Annotated in this window: 10 protein-coding genes; 5 read left to right on the top strand and 5 right to left on the bottom strand. The window is 75.0% G+C overall.

From position 1 onward, the window contains the following. Positions 1-128: 128 nt before the first annotated feature. Positions 129-401 carry a DUF4031 domain-containing protein gene (locus tag ACFYZF_RS01340; protein ID WP_387014570.1) on the bottom strand — a complete coding sequence of 91 codons (273 nt, stop codon included), beginning with the start codon at positions 399-401 and terminating at the stop codon, positions 129-131. Between the two features lie 35 nt (positions 402-436). On the opposite strand from ACFYZF_RS01340, the gene ACFYZF_RS01335 reads away from it, so the two are divergent. Next, positions 437-1,837: an FAD-binding oxidoreductase gene (locus ACFYZF_RS01335; RefSeq protein ID WP_387014568.1), complete on the top strand. Its 1,401-nt coding sequence runs from the start codon at positions 437-439 to the stop codon at positions 1,835-1,837. 24 nt (positions 1,838-1,861) lie between these two features. On the opposite strand, the gene ACFYZF_RS01330 is transcribed toward ACFYZF_RS01335, so the two are convergent. Next, complete coding sequence (locus ACFYZF_RS01330) at positions 1,862-3,730, bottom strand: glycerol-3-phosphate dehydrogenase/oxidase (RefSeq protein WP_387014566.1); 1,869 nt, start codon at positions 3,728-3,730, stop codon at positions 1,862-1,864. A 27-nt stretch (positions 3,731-3,757) separates the two neighbouring features. Between ACFYZF_RS01330 and ACFYZF_RS01325 the strand changes: the two genes are divergently transcribed. From ACFYZF_RS01325 to ACFYZF_RS01315, 3 genes are all read left to right on the top strand, one after another. Next, positions 3,758-6,247 carry a S8 family serine peptidase gene (locus ACFYZF_RS01325; RefSeq protein WP_387014563.1) on the top strand — a complete coding sequence of 830 codons (2,490 nt, stop codon included), beginning with the start codon at positions 3,758-3,760 and terminating at the stop codon, positions 6,245-6,247. Between the two features lie 147 nt (positions 6,248-6,394). Continuing rightward, on the top strand, positions 6,395-7,333 hold the full coding sequence (locus ACFYZF_RS01320; protein ID WP_387014560.1) for a GNAT family N-acetyltransferase: 939 nt from the start codon (positions 6,395-6,397) through the stop codon (positions 7,331-7,333). A 223-nt stretch (positions 7,334-7,556) separates the two neighbouring features. Beyond that, positions 7,557-7,802, top strand: coding sequence for a hypothetical protein (locus ACFYZF_RS01315; protein WP_387014557.1), 246 nt, complete (start codon positions 7,557-7,559; stop codon positions 7,800-7,802). 75 nt (positions 7,803-7,877) lie between these two features. On the opposite strand, the gene groL is transcribed toward ACFYZF_RS01315, so the two are convergent. Together groL and ACFYZF_RS01305 are read right to left on the bottom strand one after the other, a co-directional pair. Continuing rightward, positions 7,878-9,500, bottom strand: a complete 1,623-nt coding sequence (gene groL, locus ACFYZF_RS01310) for a chaperonin GroEL (RefSeq protein ID WP_387014555.1) — start codon at positions 9,498-9,500, stop codon at positions 7,878-7,880. 1,002 nt (positions 9,501-10,502) lie between these two features. Continuing rightward, on the bottom strand, positions 10,503-10,706 hold the full coding sequence (locus tag ACFYZF_RS01305) for a cold-shock protein (RefSeq protein ID WP_007073263.1): 204 nt from the start codon (positions 10,704-10,706) through the stop codon (positions 10,503-10,505). A gap of 223 nt (positions 10,707-10,929) precedes the next feature. Here ACFYZF_RS01305 and ACFYZF_RS01300 point away from each other — a divergent pair, with 223 nt between their 5' ends. Beyond that, entirely contained in the window at positions 10,930-11,523 is a 594-nt protein-coding gene (locus ACFYZF_RS01300) for a GNAT family N-acetyltransferase (RefSeq protein WP_387014552.1), read from the top strand. A 77-nt stretch (positions 11,524-11,600) separates the two neighbouring features. Here ACFYZF_RS01300 and paaN read toward each other — a convergent pair whose 3' ends face one another. Continuing rightward, positions 11,601-13,274: a phenylacetic acid degradation protein PaaN gene (gene paaN, locus ACFYZF_RS01295; RefSeq protein WP_387014549.1), complete on the bottom strand. Its 1,674-nt coding sequence runs from the start codon at positions 13,272-13,274 to the stop codon at positions 11,601-11,603. Positions 13,275-13,298 lie beyond the last annotated feature (24 nt).

The following is a 13,298-nucleotide window of genomic DNA, read 5'->3' as shown; positions in this document are numbered from 1 at the left end:
GGTGGAGCGGTGGAGCGGTCGGGCGGTGGGCGGTGGGCGGTGGCCGCCTCCGCCGCCTCACCGCCCCGCCGCCCCGCCGAGGGGCGTTCTCGTGGTGGGTGGGGCGGGGGCGTGCGGAGGGGGGTGGGTCAGGGGGTCGGGTGGGTCAGGTGTTTGGGGCGGCGGAGTCCGGAGGCGCGCAGGAGGCGGACCAGTTCACGGCTGGGGACCACCCTGGCTCCGAGGTGCACCGCCATGGCGTACCGCTCGGCGGGGATGTCGTAGTGATCGCGGTCGAACGCGCGGCGGGGCGCGCCGAGCGCCTCGGCGAAGGCGTGCAGCTCGGCGGACGAGACGTCGCTGATCAGATGCGACCAGAGCCGCCCACGGGCCGGCCAGGCGGGCCGGTCAAGATACAGCATGGTCGCCAAACTAGCCGGGGGTTAGCCTCTGCTGCATGGTTGCCTCACCCCTCCTCGCCGACCTGCGCGCCGTGCTCGGCGATGACGCCGTCCTGACCGACCCGGACCTGCTCCGGATGCACGAGCGGGACGAGGCCGACCTGTGCGCCTCCGGGACGCCGCTGGTGGTGGTCCGCCCACGCGGCACCGACGAGGTGGCCGGCGTAATCCGGGCGGCGGCGCGGTACGGCGTACCGGTGGTGCCGCAGGGGGCGCGGACCGGGCTGGCCGGCGCGGCGAACGCGGTGGACGGCGCGATCGTGCTGAGCACCGTGGCGATGGACCGGATCCTGGAGATCGACCCGGTGAGCCGGATCGCGGTGGTCCAGCCCGGCGTGGTGAACGCGACGCTGGCCGGGGCGGTACGGCGGGAGGGGCTGTACTACCCGCCGGACCCCGGCTCATGGGAGTCGTCGACCATCGGCGGCAACGTCTCCACCAACGCGGGCGGCATGTGCTGCGTCAAGTACGGCGTGACCACCGAGTACGTGCTCGGCCTTGAGGTGGTGCTCGCCTCCGGCGAGGTGCTGCGCACCGGCCGGCGCACCGCCAAGGGCGTCGCCGGGTACGACCTGACCAGCCTCTTCGTCGGTTCGGAGGGCACCCTCGGGGTGGTCACCGAGGTGACCGTCGCGCTGCGGCCCGCCCCGGAGGCGTCGCTCACCCTCGTCGCCGTGTTCGAATCCACGGCGGAGGCCGGCGTGGCGGTGGCGGAGATCGCCGCGAAGGGGCTGACCCCGAGCCTGCTGGAACTGCTCGACCGGACCCACCTGGCGGCGATCGAGGCGTACCAGCCGATGGGGCTGCGCACCGACGCGCAGGCGCTGCTGCTCGCCGCCGTGGACACCGGGTCGCGGGCCGCCGAGGACCTGGCCCGGATCGCCGAGGTGTGCGAGGCGGCCGGGGCCGACGAGGTGTACGCGGCCACCGACGCGGCGGAGGCGGCGGCGCTGCTCCAGGCCCGCCGGCTGGCCCACCCGGCGATGGAGAAGTTCGCCGCCGACGCGTACCCGGGCGGGAACGGCGGGCTGATCATCGACGATGTGGCCGTCCCCCGGGGCTCGCTCGCCGCGCTGCTCGACGGGGTGGCCCGGATCGCCGAGGAGTGCGACGTGCCGATCGGCGTGGTGGGACACGCCGGCGACGGCAACCTGCACCCGAACATCGTGGTCGACCGCGCCGACCCGGCCAGCTTGGACCGGGGCCGGCGGGCCTTCGACGAGATCATGCGGCTCGGCCTGGAGCTGGGCGGCACCTGCACCGGCGAGCACGGGGTGGGGCTGCTCAAGCGGGACTGGCTGGCCCGGGAGATCGGCCCGGTGAGCGTTCGGGTGCACCAGGCGATCAAGGCGGCGCTGGACCCGGAGGGGCTGTTCAACCCCGGCAAGGTGCTCTGACGCCGGCCTGCGCCAGGGGGCCGGTCACCGGGGGAACGACGGGAGTTCGACGGGATCGCCGTCGGCGCCCCGGTCGGCCGCGAAGCCCCGCACGTCCGGCGCGCCGAGCCGGGCCGCGTCGGCGGTCGCGTCGTCCGGCATCAGCTGGGACTGCCGCTCCGCCTCCACCCGCGCCCGGTAGTGCTCGACCTCGCGCGCCCGGGTCGCGGCGTCCCAGCCCAGCACCGCGCCCATCAGCTCCGCGGCGTGCTCGGCGGACTCCAGGCCGCGGTGGGTGGTCTCGAAGGAGATCCGGGTACGCCGGGTCAGCACGTCCTCCAGGTGCAGCGCCCCCTCGGCGCGGGCCGCGTACGTCACCTCGGCCGCGAGGTATTCCGGGGCCCCGGCCAGCGGGGACGCCAGCAGCGGATCGGCGTCGACCAGGGCGAGCAGGTCGAGGGTCAGGGTGCCGTACCGCTCCAGCAGGTGCTCGACCACCCCGACCGGCACCCCGTGCCGGCGGGCCAGATCGGCCCGGTCCCGCCACATCGCGGCGTACCCGTCGGCGCCGAGCAGCGGCAGGTCGGCGGTGCGCGACGGGCGAGCCCCGCCGAGCCGGCGGGCCGCGCGGTCCACCACGTCGGAGGCCATCACCCGGTACGTCGTGTACTTGCCCCCGGCGACCAGCAGCAGCCCGAGCATCGGCTCGATGACGGCGTGCTCCCGGGACAGCTTGGAGGTGGAGTCGGCCTCGCCGGACAGCAACGGGCGCAGCCCGGCGTAGACGCCCTCGATGTCGGCGGTGGTGAGCGGCCGGTCCAGCACCGTGTTGACCTGGTCCAGCAGGTACGCGATGTCGCGGGCCGAGGCGGCCGGGTGGGACCGGTCCAGCCGCCAGTCGGTGTCGGTGGTGCCGATGATCCAGTGCCCGCCCCAGGGGATCACGAACAGGACGCTGGTGGCGGTGCGCAGGATCAGCCCCGTCTCGCCGGTGATCGCCGAGCGGGGCACCACGAGGTGCACCCCCTTGGACGCCCGGACCCGGAAGCCGGGGCGCAGCCCGACGTCGTTCAGCATCCGGGACATGTCGTCGCTCCACACGCCGGTGGCGGCGATCACCGTACGGGCGCGCACCTCGAACTCGGCGTCGGGCGAGCCGGGTGGGGCCTCCAGGTCCCGGACCCGGACTCCGGTCACCTCGCGGGCCTGCCGGATCAGGCCGACCGCGCGGGTGCTGTTGACCACGGTCGCGCCGAGGCTGGCCGCGGTGCGGGCCAGGGTGACCACCAGCCGGGCGTCGTCGACCTGCCCGTCGTAGTAGCGGATCGCCCCGGCCAGGGCGTCGGCGCGCAGGCTCGGGAAGATCCGCCGCGCCCCCTCCCGGGTGAGGTGCCGGTGCAGCGGCATCCCCCGGCCGCCCCCGAAGAGCCCGGCGAACGCGTCGTACGCGGCCACGCCGAGGCCGTAGTAGGACCGGCGGAAGGTGCGGGCCGGCACGTCCCGTGCGCCCCGGCCGGCGGGCAGCGGGATCAGGATCGGCACCGGCCGGACCAGGTGCGGGGCGAGCCGGGTGGCGAGCAGCCCCCGCTCGGTGAGCGCCTCGTGGACCAGGTGGAACTCGAACTGCTCCAGGTAGCGCAGGCCGCCGTGGATCAGCTTGCTGGACCGGCTGGAGGTGCCGGCCGCGTAGTCGCGTGCCTCCACCAGGGCCACCTTCAGCCCTCGGGACGCCGCGTCCAGCGCCGCCCCGGCACCGGTGACGCCGCCGCCGATGACCAGGACGTCGAACCGCTCGGCGCGCAGCCGGCGCAGGTCGGTGGCGCGGCGCGCCGGGGAGAGCTGACCGGCGACGGTTCGGGAGACGTTGGGGTCACGCACCCGTCCACGGTAGCCGCCCCGGCGGTCCGGCGGCATGTCGTGATCACGCCGTACTGTCTGGGCATGGAGGTCGGTCCCCCACCGTTCGCAGGTCAGCCCTTCCCTCCGGCCGTGCCGGGTCCGCCGCCGTCGGGTTCCGGCCCGTGGCCCGTGGTGGCGGCGGTGCTGGTCGGCTGCTGGGCGGTCGCGGTCACCGTCCCCGCCGAGCTGGCCGGCTGGCTGACCGACCAGGTCCTGCTGGCCAGCGGGCTGGACCGGGCGGTCTGGCTCTGGCCGGTGGTGGCCGGCGTCACCGTCCTGCTGGCCGGCGTGCCGGCGCTGCTGCTCACGCTGCTGCCCCGGTCCGGGGCGGTCCGGGCCACCGGCCGGGCCTGGCTCGCCGGGCTGCTGGCCGCCGGCGCGCTCATCCTGCTGCGCGCCCTGCCGCCGGTGCACCACGAGGCGTACCTCGCCGCGCTGGCCGTGGCGGCCGGCCTGCTCGCCGCCGTGCTCGGCCGGCTCGCCCGGGGCCACGCCCAGGCGTCCCCGGGTGCCGGGACGGTCGCTGAACCGGGCACGTCCGGACGGCCCGCCCCGGTGCCGCCGACCGCCGGCGGGAACGGGACGGTGACGCTGCTGGCGGTGGCCGCCGGGGTGGCGACCGTGCTGCCCTGGGCGTGGCTGGGGGCGCTCGGGGGGCTGCTGGAGACCGTCCTCGCGGCGGTCGCCGCCGCGGCGGTCGGCGTCCTCGCCGGGGCGCTGCTCGACGCCCGGTTCTGGGCGCACTTCGCGGTCGGCCGTCCGCCCCGGCCGGCCCGGCTGGTGCTGGTCGGTGGCCTGGTCGCCGGGGTGGCGCTGCTGCTCGTCGCCGCCGGGTCCGGGCAGTCCGGGGCGCAACTGCCCGCCCTGCTGACCCTGCCACCGCTGGGCTTCGTGCTGGCCGCCCTCCAGGCCCCCGCCGCCCGTGCGGGCGGGTCCGCCGGGCCCGGCCCGGCGCGCTGGCTCGTCGGGCTCGGCGTTCTCGGGCCGCTGGCCTTCGTCGACCCGGAGGAGAACACCCTCGTCCTGGCGGCCACTCGCGACGTGCCGTACTGGGTGGCGGCCACCGCCGCCGCCGGGCTCGCGGTGGCCGCGGTGCTGTCCGTCGCGTACGGCGTGCTGCTGGCCCGCCCGAGCGGCGGGACGCCCAGCCGGGCGGTGGCGGCGGCGACCGCCGTGGTCCTGCTCGCCGGGGCGGCGGTGGTGTACCTCGGGCCCGGCCGGCCCGGCCTGCACGGCGAGCGGCTGCTGGTGGTGCTGCGCGAGCAGGCCGACCTGAGCGGGATCCCGGCCGGCGCACCGGGCCGGGCCGGCCGGGACGCCCGGGCCGGGGAGGTCTACCGGCGGCTCGTCGCCACGGCCGAGCGCACCCAGCCCGACCTGCGCCGCGACCTGGCCCGACTGCGGCTCGGCCCGACTCCGTACTACCTGGTCAACGCGATCGAGGTGGACGGCGGCCCGGCCGTGCGGGCCTGGCTGTCCGGCCGGCCGGAGGTGGCCCGGGTGCTGGTCAGCCAGCGGCTGCGTCCGCTGCCGGCCGCCGCGCCGACCAGCCGGGGCGACGCGCCGGCGCCCGACGGGCCGGCCTGGAACGTGTCCCTGATCGGCGCGGACCGGGTCTGGTCCGGGCTGGGGGTGACCGGTGCCGGCGTGGTGGTGGGCAGCTCCGACTCCGGGGTGGACGGCCGGCACCCGGCGCTGGCCGCCGGCTTCCGGGGCGGCGACGACTCCTGGTACGACCCGTGGGACCACACGACGGCGCCGACCGACCAGGGCGGGCACGGCACGCACACGACGGGCAGCGCGGTGGGGCGCGGCGGCATCGGGGTGGCCCCGGCAGCCAGCTGGGTCGGCTGCGTGAACCTGGACCGCAACCTCGGCAGCCCGGCCCGCTACCTGGACTGCCTCCAGTTCATGCTGGCCCCGTTCCCGACCGGCGGCGACCCGTTCACCGACGGGCGGCCCGAGCGGGCCCCACAGGTGCTGACGAACTCGTGGGGCTGCCCGCCGATCGAGGGCTGTGACCCGGCGGCACTGCGCCCGGCGACGGCGGCGCTGGACGCGGCCGGCATCTTCGTCGTCGCGGCGGCCGGCAACACCGGGCCGCAGTGCGGGTCGATCGAGGATCCCCCGGCGCCGTACCCGGACGTGCTCACGGTCGGGGCGGTGAACCGGAACCGGAAGGTCGCCCGCTTCTCCAGCCGGGGGCCGGTGCCCGGCGGTAGCAAGCCGGACCTGGTCGCCCCGGGCGTCGGGGTGCTCTCTGCGATGCCGGGTGGCACGTACGCCACGCTGGACGGCACCTCGATGGCAGCCCCGCAGGTGGCCGGGGTGGTGGCGCTGATGTGGTCGGCGAACCCGACGCTGGTGGGCGACCTGGACCGGACCCGGCGGATCCTGCGGGACACCGCCACCCCGGCCGGCGCGACGTACCGCTCCCGCAACCCGGCGGACGCCTGCGGCGGCGACGCGAACATCACCGGCGCCGGCCTCGTCGACGCGTACGCGGCCGTCCGCGCCGCCCGCGACGGATGACCAACGCGGGGGCCCTCGTCGACGCCCACGGCGTGGGCCTCTCGCCCCCGCCGCCACCCGCCCGCCGGGGCGACAGGGCGCCGGCAGGTGCGGGCGGGGCGCTGTGGCAGGTGCGGCGGGGCGGTCGGTGATCTAGGGTCGGCGACCATGGACGCGAAGACCACCCTGGCCGAGCTGACCCCGGGCGAGCTGCCCGCCGTGGTGGACCTGTGCCGGCGCGCGCTGGACCTGCCGGAGGACGCGGCCGAGGCGGCAGCCGTGGTGGACACCCTGCACACCCGCGCCGGGGCGGACCGGACGGTGCTGGGGCTGGGCGCGTACCACGGGACGGAGCTGGTCGGCGCGCTGATCGCCTCGCTTTCCGGCGGGGAGCCCCCGGTCGGGCACGTCGACCTGGTGGCGGTGGCCCCCGAGCGACGGCGGCGGGGCGTCGGGCGGGCCCTGCTGGACCGGGCCGAGCGCGACCTCGCCGGGCGGGGCGCGACCGAGGTGCTGCTGGCCGGCAACCCGCCGTACTACGCCTGGCCGGGGATCGACGTGCGGTACACCCCGGCGGTCTGCGCCGCGCTGGCGCTCGGCTACGCCCAGGACCGCACGGCGTGGAACATGACGGCCGACCTGTCGTACGACGAATCGCCCGCGCTGCGGACGACGGAGCCGGCGGAGCGGCGGCTGGCCGAGCGGGGGATCACGGTGCGGCGCGCGGAGCCGGCGGACCTGCCGGCGCTGGCCGCGTTCGCCCGGTCCACCTTCGGCGGCGCGTGGGACAGCGAGCTGGCCGGTTCGCTGGGACGCCCCGGCGCCGGGGCACACCTGGCGGAACGGGCAGGCACGGTTCTCGGCTTCGCCGCCTGGGGCTCGTCCCGGCCGAGCTGGTTCGGCCCCATGGGCACCGCCCCGGAGGCGGAGGGCACGGGGATCGGCGGGGTGCTGCTGCGCCGGTGCCTGCGCGACCAGCGTGCCGAGGGGGTGTTATCCGCCCAGATCGGCTGGGTGGGCCCGGTGCCCTTCTACTCGGGCAGCGCGGGGGCCCGGATCGAGCGCGTCTTCTTCCTGTACCGCAAGGCGCTGCCGGCCGCCGGATGAGCGGGGCCGCCCGGGCCGGTGCCCGGGCGGCCGAGTGCTGCGTGGCAGGCCGGGCGGGCGGCTGCGTGGCAGGCCGGGCGGGTGCGTGGCAGGCCGGGCGGGTGCGTGGCAGGCCGGGCGGGTGCGTGGCAGGCCGGGCGGCGAAACGGGCATCGGCCTGTATAGCGCCGTTCGGCCGCGTCGGCCATCGACGGCCCCTACCGTCTGGGTAGAGGAGGCGGTCATGGCCACGGACGACGACAAGATCGACGACGCGCAGCCGGCCACCTGGGTGCCGGTCGAGGAGATCCCGGGGCAGCTGCCGTTCGACCGGCTGGACTACGGCGACGCCGAGCAGCTCGCGGAGATGACGGAGGACGACGCGCCCCCGGCCGAGGAGCCGGTGGTCCTGGTGGACGAGCCGATCCGCATCCACCCGCCGTACGACCGCACCCGAAAGCGACGCAACCAACGACCCCTGCCGACGTGACCGGCGGGCCGGCAGACGACGGAAGGGGCGGGCCGTGTCAGCGGCCCGCCCCTTCGGCGTTCGGTGGAGCTGGACTCAGAAGTCCATGTCCCCGCCACCCGGGCCAGCCGGGGCAGCCGAGGCCTTCTCCGGCTTGTCCGCGACGACGGCCTCGGTGGTGAGGAAGAGCGCCGCGATGGAGGCGGCGTTCTGCAGCGCCGACCGGGTGACCTTGGCCGGGTCGATGATGCCCGCGGCCAGCAGGTCCACGTACTCGCCGCTGGCGGCGTTGAGGCCGTGGCCCGGGTCGAGGTTGCGGACGCGCTCGACGACCACGCCACCCTCAAGGCCGGCGTTGACGGCGATCTGCCGCAGCGGGGCGTCCAGCGCGATCTTGACGATCTGCGCGCCGGTCGCCTCGTCGCCGGTCAGGTCCAGCTTCTCGAAGGCGGTCTTGCCGGCCTGCACCAGCGCGACGCCACCACCCGGGACGATGCCCTCCTCGACGGCCGCCTTCGCGTTGCGAACGGCGTCCTCGATGCGGTGCTTGCGCTCCTTGAGCTCGACCTCGGTGGCCGCGCCGACCTTGATCACCGCGACACCGCCGGCCAGCTTGGCCAGGCGCTCCTGCAGCTTCTCGCGGTCGTAGTCGGAGTCGCTCTTGTCGATCTCGGCCCGGATCTGGTTGACCCGACCCTGGATCTGCTCGGCGTCGCCGGCACCGTCGACGATGGTGGTCTCGTCCTTGGTCACCACGACCTTGCGGGCGCGGCCCAGCATGTCGAGGCCGACGGCGTCCAGCTTGAGGCCGACCTCCTCGCTGATGACCTGGCCACCGGTGAGGATGGCGATGTCAGCCAGCATGGCCTTGCGGCGGTCACCGAAGCCCGGCGCCTTGACGGCGACCGACTTGAAGGTGCCACGGACCTTGTTGACCACGAGGGTGGCCAGGGCCTCGCCCTCGATGTCCTCGGCGATGATCAGCAGCGACTTGCCCGACTGCATGACCTTCTCCAGGATCGGGAGCAGGTCCTTCACCGAGGCGATCTTGCTGTTGACGATGAGGAGGTACGGGTCGTCGAAGACGGCCTCCATACGCTCCGGGTCGGTCATGAAGTACGCGGAGATGTAGCCCTTGTCGAAGCGCATGCCCTCGGTGAGCTCAAGCTCCAGGCCGAAGGTGTTGCTCTCCTCGACGGTGATGACGCCTTCCTTGCCAACCTTGTCCATCGCCTCGGCGATGATCTCGCCGACGGTGCTGTCACCGGCGGAGATGGAGGCGGTGGAGGCGATCTGCTCCTTGGTCTCGACGTCCTTGGCGAGCTTGGACAGCTCCTCCGAGACGCTGGCCACGGCGGCCTCGATGCCCCGCTTCAGGGCCATCGGGTTGGCGCCGGCGGCCACGTTGCGCAGGCCCTCACGGACCAGGGCCTGGGCCAGGACGGTCGCCGTCGTCGTGCCGTCACCGGCAACGTCGTCGGTCTTCTTCGCGACCTCCTTGACCAGCTCAGCGCCGATCTTCTCGTACGGGTCCTCGAGCTCGATCTCCTTGGCGATGCTCACACCATCGTTGGTGATGGTGGGGGCACCCCACTTCTTCTCGAGCACCACGTTGCGGCCCTTGGGGCCGAGGGTCACCTTCACGGCGTCGGCGAGCTGGTTCATGCCCCGCTCGAGGCCACGGCGAGCCTCTTCGTCAAACGCGATCATCTTGGCCATACGGCGTTGTCCTCCTGGACACTCACGGCCACCCGAGTGTGTGTCCCGGATGGGCCGCCTGGTGTACGCACCTTGGGACGTCGCCACCTGGCGACGACGACGTCTCCTCGGCCGGGCCGGATAGCCCGCGACGACCGGCCATGCGCCACCCGGCGGTTGCCCACCGGGGGCCCGTGGCCCCACCGTCCCGACCATTGGCACTCACGGTATGCGAGTGCCAATGACTTGTTTAGCACTCTGCCTTGCCGAGTGCAAGCACGATGCCGGGTCCGGACCCGGTCCGCGAGCCCTGACCAGCGCTATCCGGCCGTCGGCTCGGCCAAGTTCACCCGGCCGCCGGACGGCGGTCACCGAGCACCGCACGCCCGCCGCTCGGGTACGTGACGCCGGGCCGAACCGGCTCCGCGACCGTCAGGGACCGGCAGGCCGGCCGGCAGGGGAAGCCGAGGCAGCCGTAGGGCTGCGGGCCCGGGGAGGCCACCGGGCGGCGTGGGGCACCGGCGGCATGGCAGGTGCGGCCGGCAACCGAGGTACGGCCCGGGGCCCCCGATCGGCGCAGATTCAGGGAATGCCTGGTCATGGAGCGCCGAGAGGCCACACATTCCCTGAATCTGCGCGGGCTGGTGGGGTGCGGCCCGGCACCGAGGCACGGGGCGGGCCACCAGCAGCAGGGCGGGCGTCGGCAAAGATGTCGGTGGTCTCGACTGGGCACCGGCCGGGTCGGCACCCGCCGGAGCGGCGCAGCGCGTCGGCTCATCGGAGAGGTCGGCGCATCGGAGAGGTCGGCGCACCGGAGAGGTCGGCGCACCGGAGAGCCAGTCCCGCGTCGAGACCCAGTTTCGCGTCGCCGTACCGCCCGGGGCCACCGCGTCCGGCTGGGGCCACCGCGTCCGGCCGGGGTGCCGAGCACGACGTCCGGCTGGGGTGCCCCGTCGTCGCAGTCGCGACCTACGCCCGGCCCGGGCCCGCCCAGTCGCGGGCCCCGGACCTGGTCGGGGGGGGTCAGGCGACGACGCGGACCCGCTCGGCCTGTGGGCCCTTCTGCCCCTGGGCGATCTCGAACTCCACCCGCTGTCCGTCGTCCAGCGCCTTGTAGCCGTCCATCTCGATCGCGGAGAAGTGGACGAAGACGTCCTGCCCTCCGTCGACGGCGATGAAGCCGTAGCCCTTTTCGGCGTTGAACCACTTCACGGTGCCCTGTGCCACGGTGCACTTCCTCACGTCGCGCGGCCTGCAAACCGGCGGGACGCCGGCGCGAACCGGCGGCCCCGGACCACCGGCTCCGGGGTCGACGACGACCCCGAATTCAGTGACCAAAATCGCACGGTACACGAGCCGTCACGCAGGCGCACGACCGTAAATCAGGCTATACCGGACCGACCTCGACCCGGAACCGCATAGGCGGGCGTCACTGCGGTAAGCATGCGGGATGACAGCAGGTCCCCGCCCGTCGGCCGCCGGGCGTCCCGAGCCGGACAGGACGGTCGCCCCGGCCACGCGGGCGGCCGTCGTCCACCGGGTGACCCCGTGGGACGCGGCCCGGATGCGCGCGCTGCGGCTGGAGATGCTCGCCGACGCCCCGCTGGCCTTCCTGGAGACCCTGGCGGACGCCGCCGCCCGTCCGCACGCCGACTACGCGGCCCGGATCGCCTCGGTCGCCGTCGGCCGGCACACCGCGCAGTTCGTCGCCGACCCGGGCACCGACCGACCCGGCGGTCCCGCCGGCCGGCTCCTGGGGCACGCCGGCGGCACCGTCGCCCCGGACGAGCCGGGCCTGACCGTGGTGTACGCCGTCTACGTCACCCCGCAGCGGCGGGGCACCGGCCTGCTCGCGGAGCTGATCGACGCGGTAGCCGGCTGGTCCCGCGAGTGCGGCCGACCGGAGCTGATGCTGGAGGTGGTGGTCGGCAACGACCGCGCCTACCGGGCGTATCAGCGGCTGGGTTTCGTGGACACGGGCGTCCGGGTTCCCCACCCGGTGATTCCCGCCCTGCGCGAGCTCCAGATGCGCCGCCCGGCCTGAGCGCCCCGGCGCCGAGGGGCGGGGTGCCCAGGGGCCCGGCCCGACGCCCGCGCGCCGAGAGGCCCCTGGGTGCCCCGTCAGGCGGGGCGGCGGCTCTGTACGACGCGGAACCGGTTCGCCACGTACGCGCCGTCGGTCAGGGCCGCGTTGGCCGCCGGGTTGGCGCCGCTGCCGTGGAAGTCGGAGAACGCCGCCGACTGGTTCACGAACACTCCCCCGGTCAGGTTGCACGACAGGTGCACCCCGGTGTCGACCGCAGCCGCCTCGGCGGCGTCCAGCACCGCCTCGTCGGTGGAGTACACGGCTGCGGTCAGCGCGCCCTTCTCCCCCACCGTGGAGCGCAGGATCTCCAGGCCGTGCGCGGTGGAGTCGGTCGCGATGACGAACGAGATCGGCCCGAACCACTCCCGCGAGTACGTCCCGGTGTCGCCGGCCGCCAGCTTCACGATCGTCGGGGTGCGGACCACCGCGCCGGGGAATGACGGGTGCTCGACGGCCCGCGACTCCAGCACGGCCTCGCCGACCTTTGTGACCTCGTCGAGGCGCTCCAGCACCCCGTCGTTGACGATCGCCCCGGTCAGCTCGACGCCCCGGGCCGGGTCGGCGGTGATCTTGCCAACCGCCGCGGCGATCCCGGCGGCCACCTCGTCGAAGCTCCTGTGCCCCTGGTCGGTGGCGATGCCACCCGACGGGATCAGGATGTTCTGCGAGGTGGTGCACATCTGGCCGCTGTAGAGGGCCAGCGTGAAGCCCAGGTTGCGGCACATCCCGGCGAAGTCGTCGGTGGAGTCGATCACCACCGTGTTCAGGCCGGCCTTCTCGGTGTAGACCGCCGCCTGCCGGGCGTTGGCCTCCAGCCAGTCGCCGTACTCGGTGGAGCCGGTGAAGTCGACGATCTTCACGGCCGGGTGCAGGGCGAGCGTCGAGGCGAGCTTCTCGCCGGGGGCCTCGGGGGCGAGCAGCACCAGGTTCGGGTCGAAGCCGGCCTCGGCGAGCACCTCCCGGGCGTAGCGCACGGTGATGGCCAGCGGCAGCACCGCGCGGGGGTGCGGTTTGACCACCACGGGGTTGCCGGTGACCAGCGAGGCGAACAGCCCCGGGTACGAGTTCCAGGTCGGGAAGGTGTTGCAGCCGATGACCAGGGCCACCCCGCGCGGCACCACGTGGAACGTCTTGGTCATCCGCAGCGGGTCGCCCTTGCCGGCTGGCTTCTCCCAGCCGGCCGTCCCCGGGAGCCGGGTCATCTCCGCGTACGCGTAGGCGATCGCCTCCAGCGCCCGGTCCAGCGCGTGCGTCCCGCCGGCCTGGAAGGCCATCACGAACGCCTGTCCGCTGGTGAACTGCACCGCGTTGGCCAGCTCGAAGACGTGCTTGTGCAGCCGGTCGAGGATCTCCAGGCAGACCCCCGCCCGGGCCTGCGGGCCGGCGTCGCGCCAGGCCGGCAGCGCGGCGGAGGCGGCGGCGACCAGCTCGTCGGCGCCGGCGTGCGGGTAGCGGACGTTCAGCTCCAGCCCGAACGGGCTCGCCTCGGTGGCCACCCGGTCGCCGACGCCCGGCTGGTCGAGCGGGAAGTCACCGTTCAGGTACGCCTCGAAGGCCGCCTTGCCGTCGGCGGCGGCGGTCTCGCCGTACACCCGGGGGCTGGGTGATTCCGGGTAGGCGGACCAGTACCCACGCTCCGCGATCGCGGTCAGCGCACGGTTGAGGGTGTCGGCATGCCTGTCGTGCAGGGGATGCGGGGTCTCCGTCATGCCCGCCATCATGCCCCAGCCGCG

The sequence above is a fragment of the Micromonospora sp. NPDC001898 genome, from assembly GCF_042891255.1.
Lineage (GTDB): Bacteria > Actinomycetota > Actinomycetes > Mycobacteriales > Micromonosporaceae > Micromonospora.
Note: the sequence above shows the minus strand (reverse complement) of the source record. Positions and strands in the feature narration are given on the sequence as shown.

Bases quoted from the DNA above. Each gene is read 5' to 3' on its own strand.
- ACFYZF_RS01325 (WP_387014563.1), top strand. From the start codon at position 3,758: ATGGAGGTCGGTCCCCCACCGTTCGCAGGTCAGCCCTTCCCTCCGGCC.
- ACFYZF_RS01320 (WP_387014560.1), top strand. From the start codon at position 6,395: ATGGACGCGAAGACCACCCTGGCCGAGCTGACCCCGGGCGAGCTGCCC.
- paaN (WP_387014549.1), bottom strand. From the start codon at position 13,274: ATGACGGAGACCCCGCATCCCCTGCACGACAGGCATGCCGACACCCTC.
- groL (WP_387014555.1), bottom strand. From the start codon at position 9,500: ATGGCCAAGATGATCGCGTTTGACGAAGAGGCTCGCCGTGGCCTCGAG.
- ACFYZF_RS01300 (WP_387014552.1), top strand. From the start codon at position 10,930: ATGACAGCAGGTCCCCGCCCGTCGGCCGCCGGGCGTCCCGAGCCGGAC.
- ACFYZF_RS01315 (WP_387014557.1), top strand. From the start codon at position 7,557: ATGGCCACGGACGACGACAAGATCGACGACGCGCAGCCGGCCACCTGG.
- ACFYZF_RS01330 (WP_387014566.1), bottom strand. From the start codon at position 3,730: ATGCCGCCGGACCGCCGGGGCGGCTACCGTGGACGGGTGCGTGACCCC.
- ACFYZF_RS01340 (WP_387014570.1), bottom strand. From the start codon at position 401: ATGCTGTATCTTGACCGGCCCGCCTGGCCGGCCCGTGGGCGGCTCTGG.
- ACFYZF_RS01335 (WP_387014568.1), top strand. From the start codon at position 437: ATGGTTGCCTCACCCCTCCTCGCCGACCTGCGCGCCGTGCTCGGCGAT.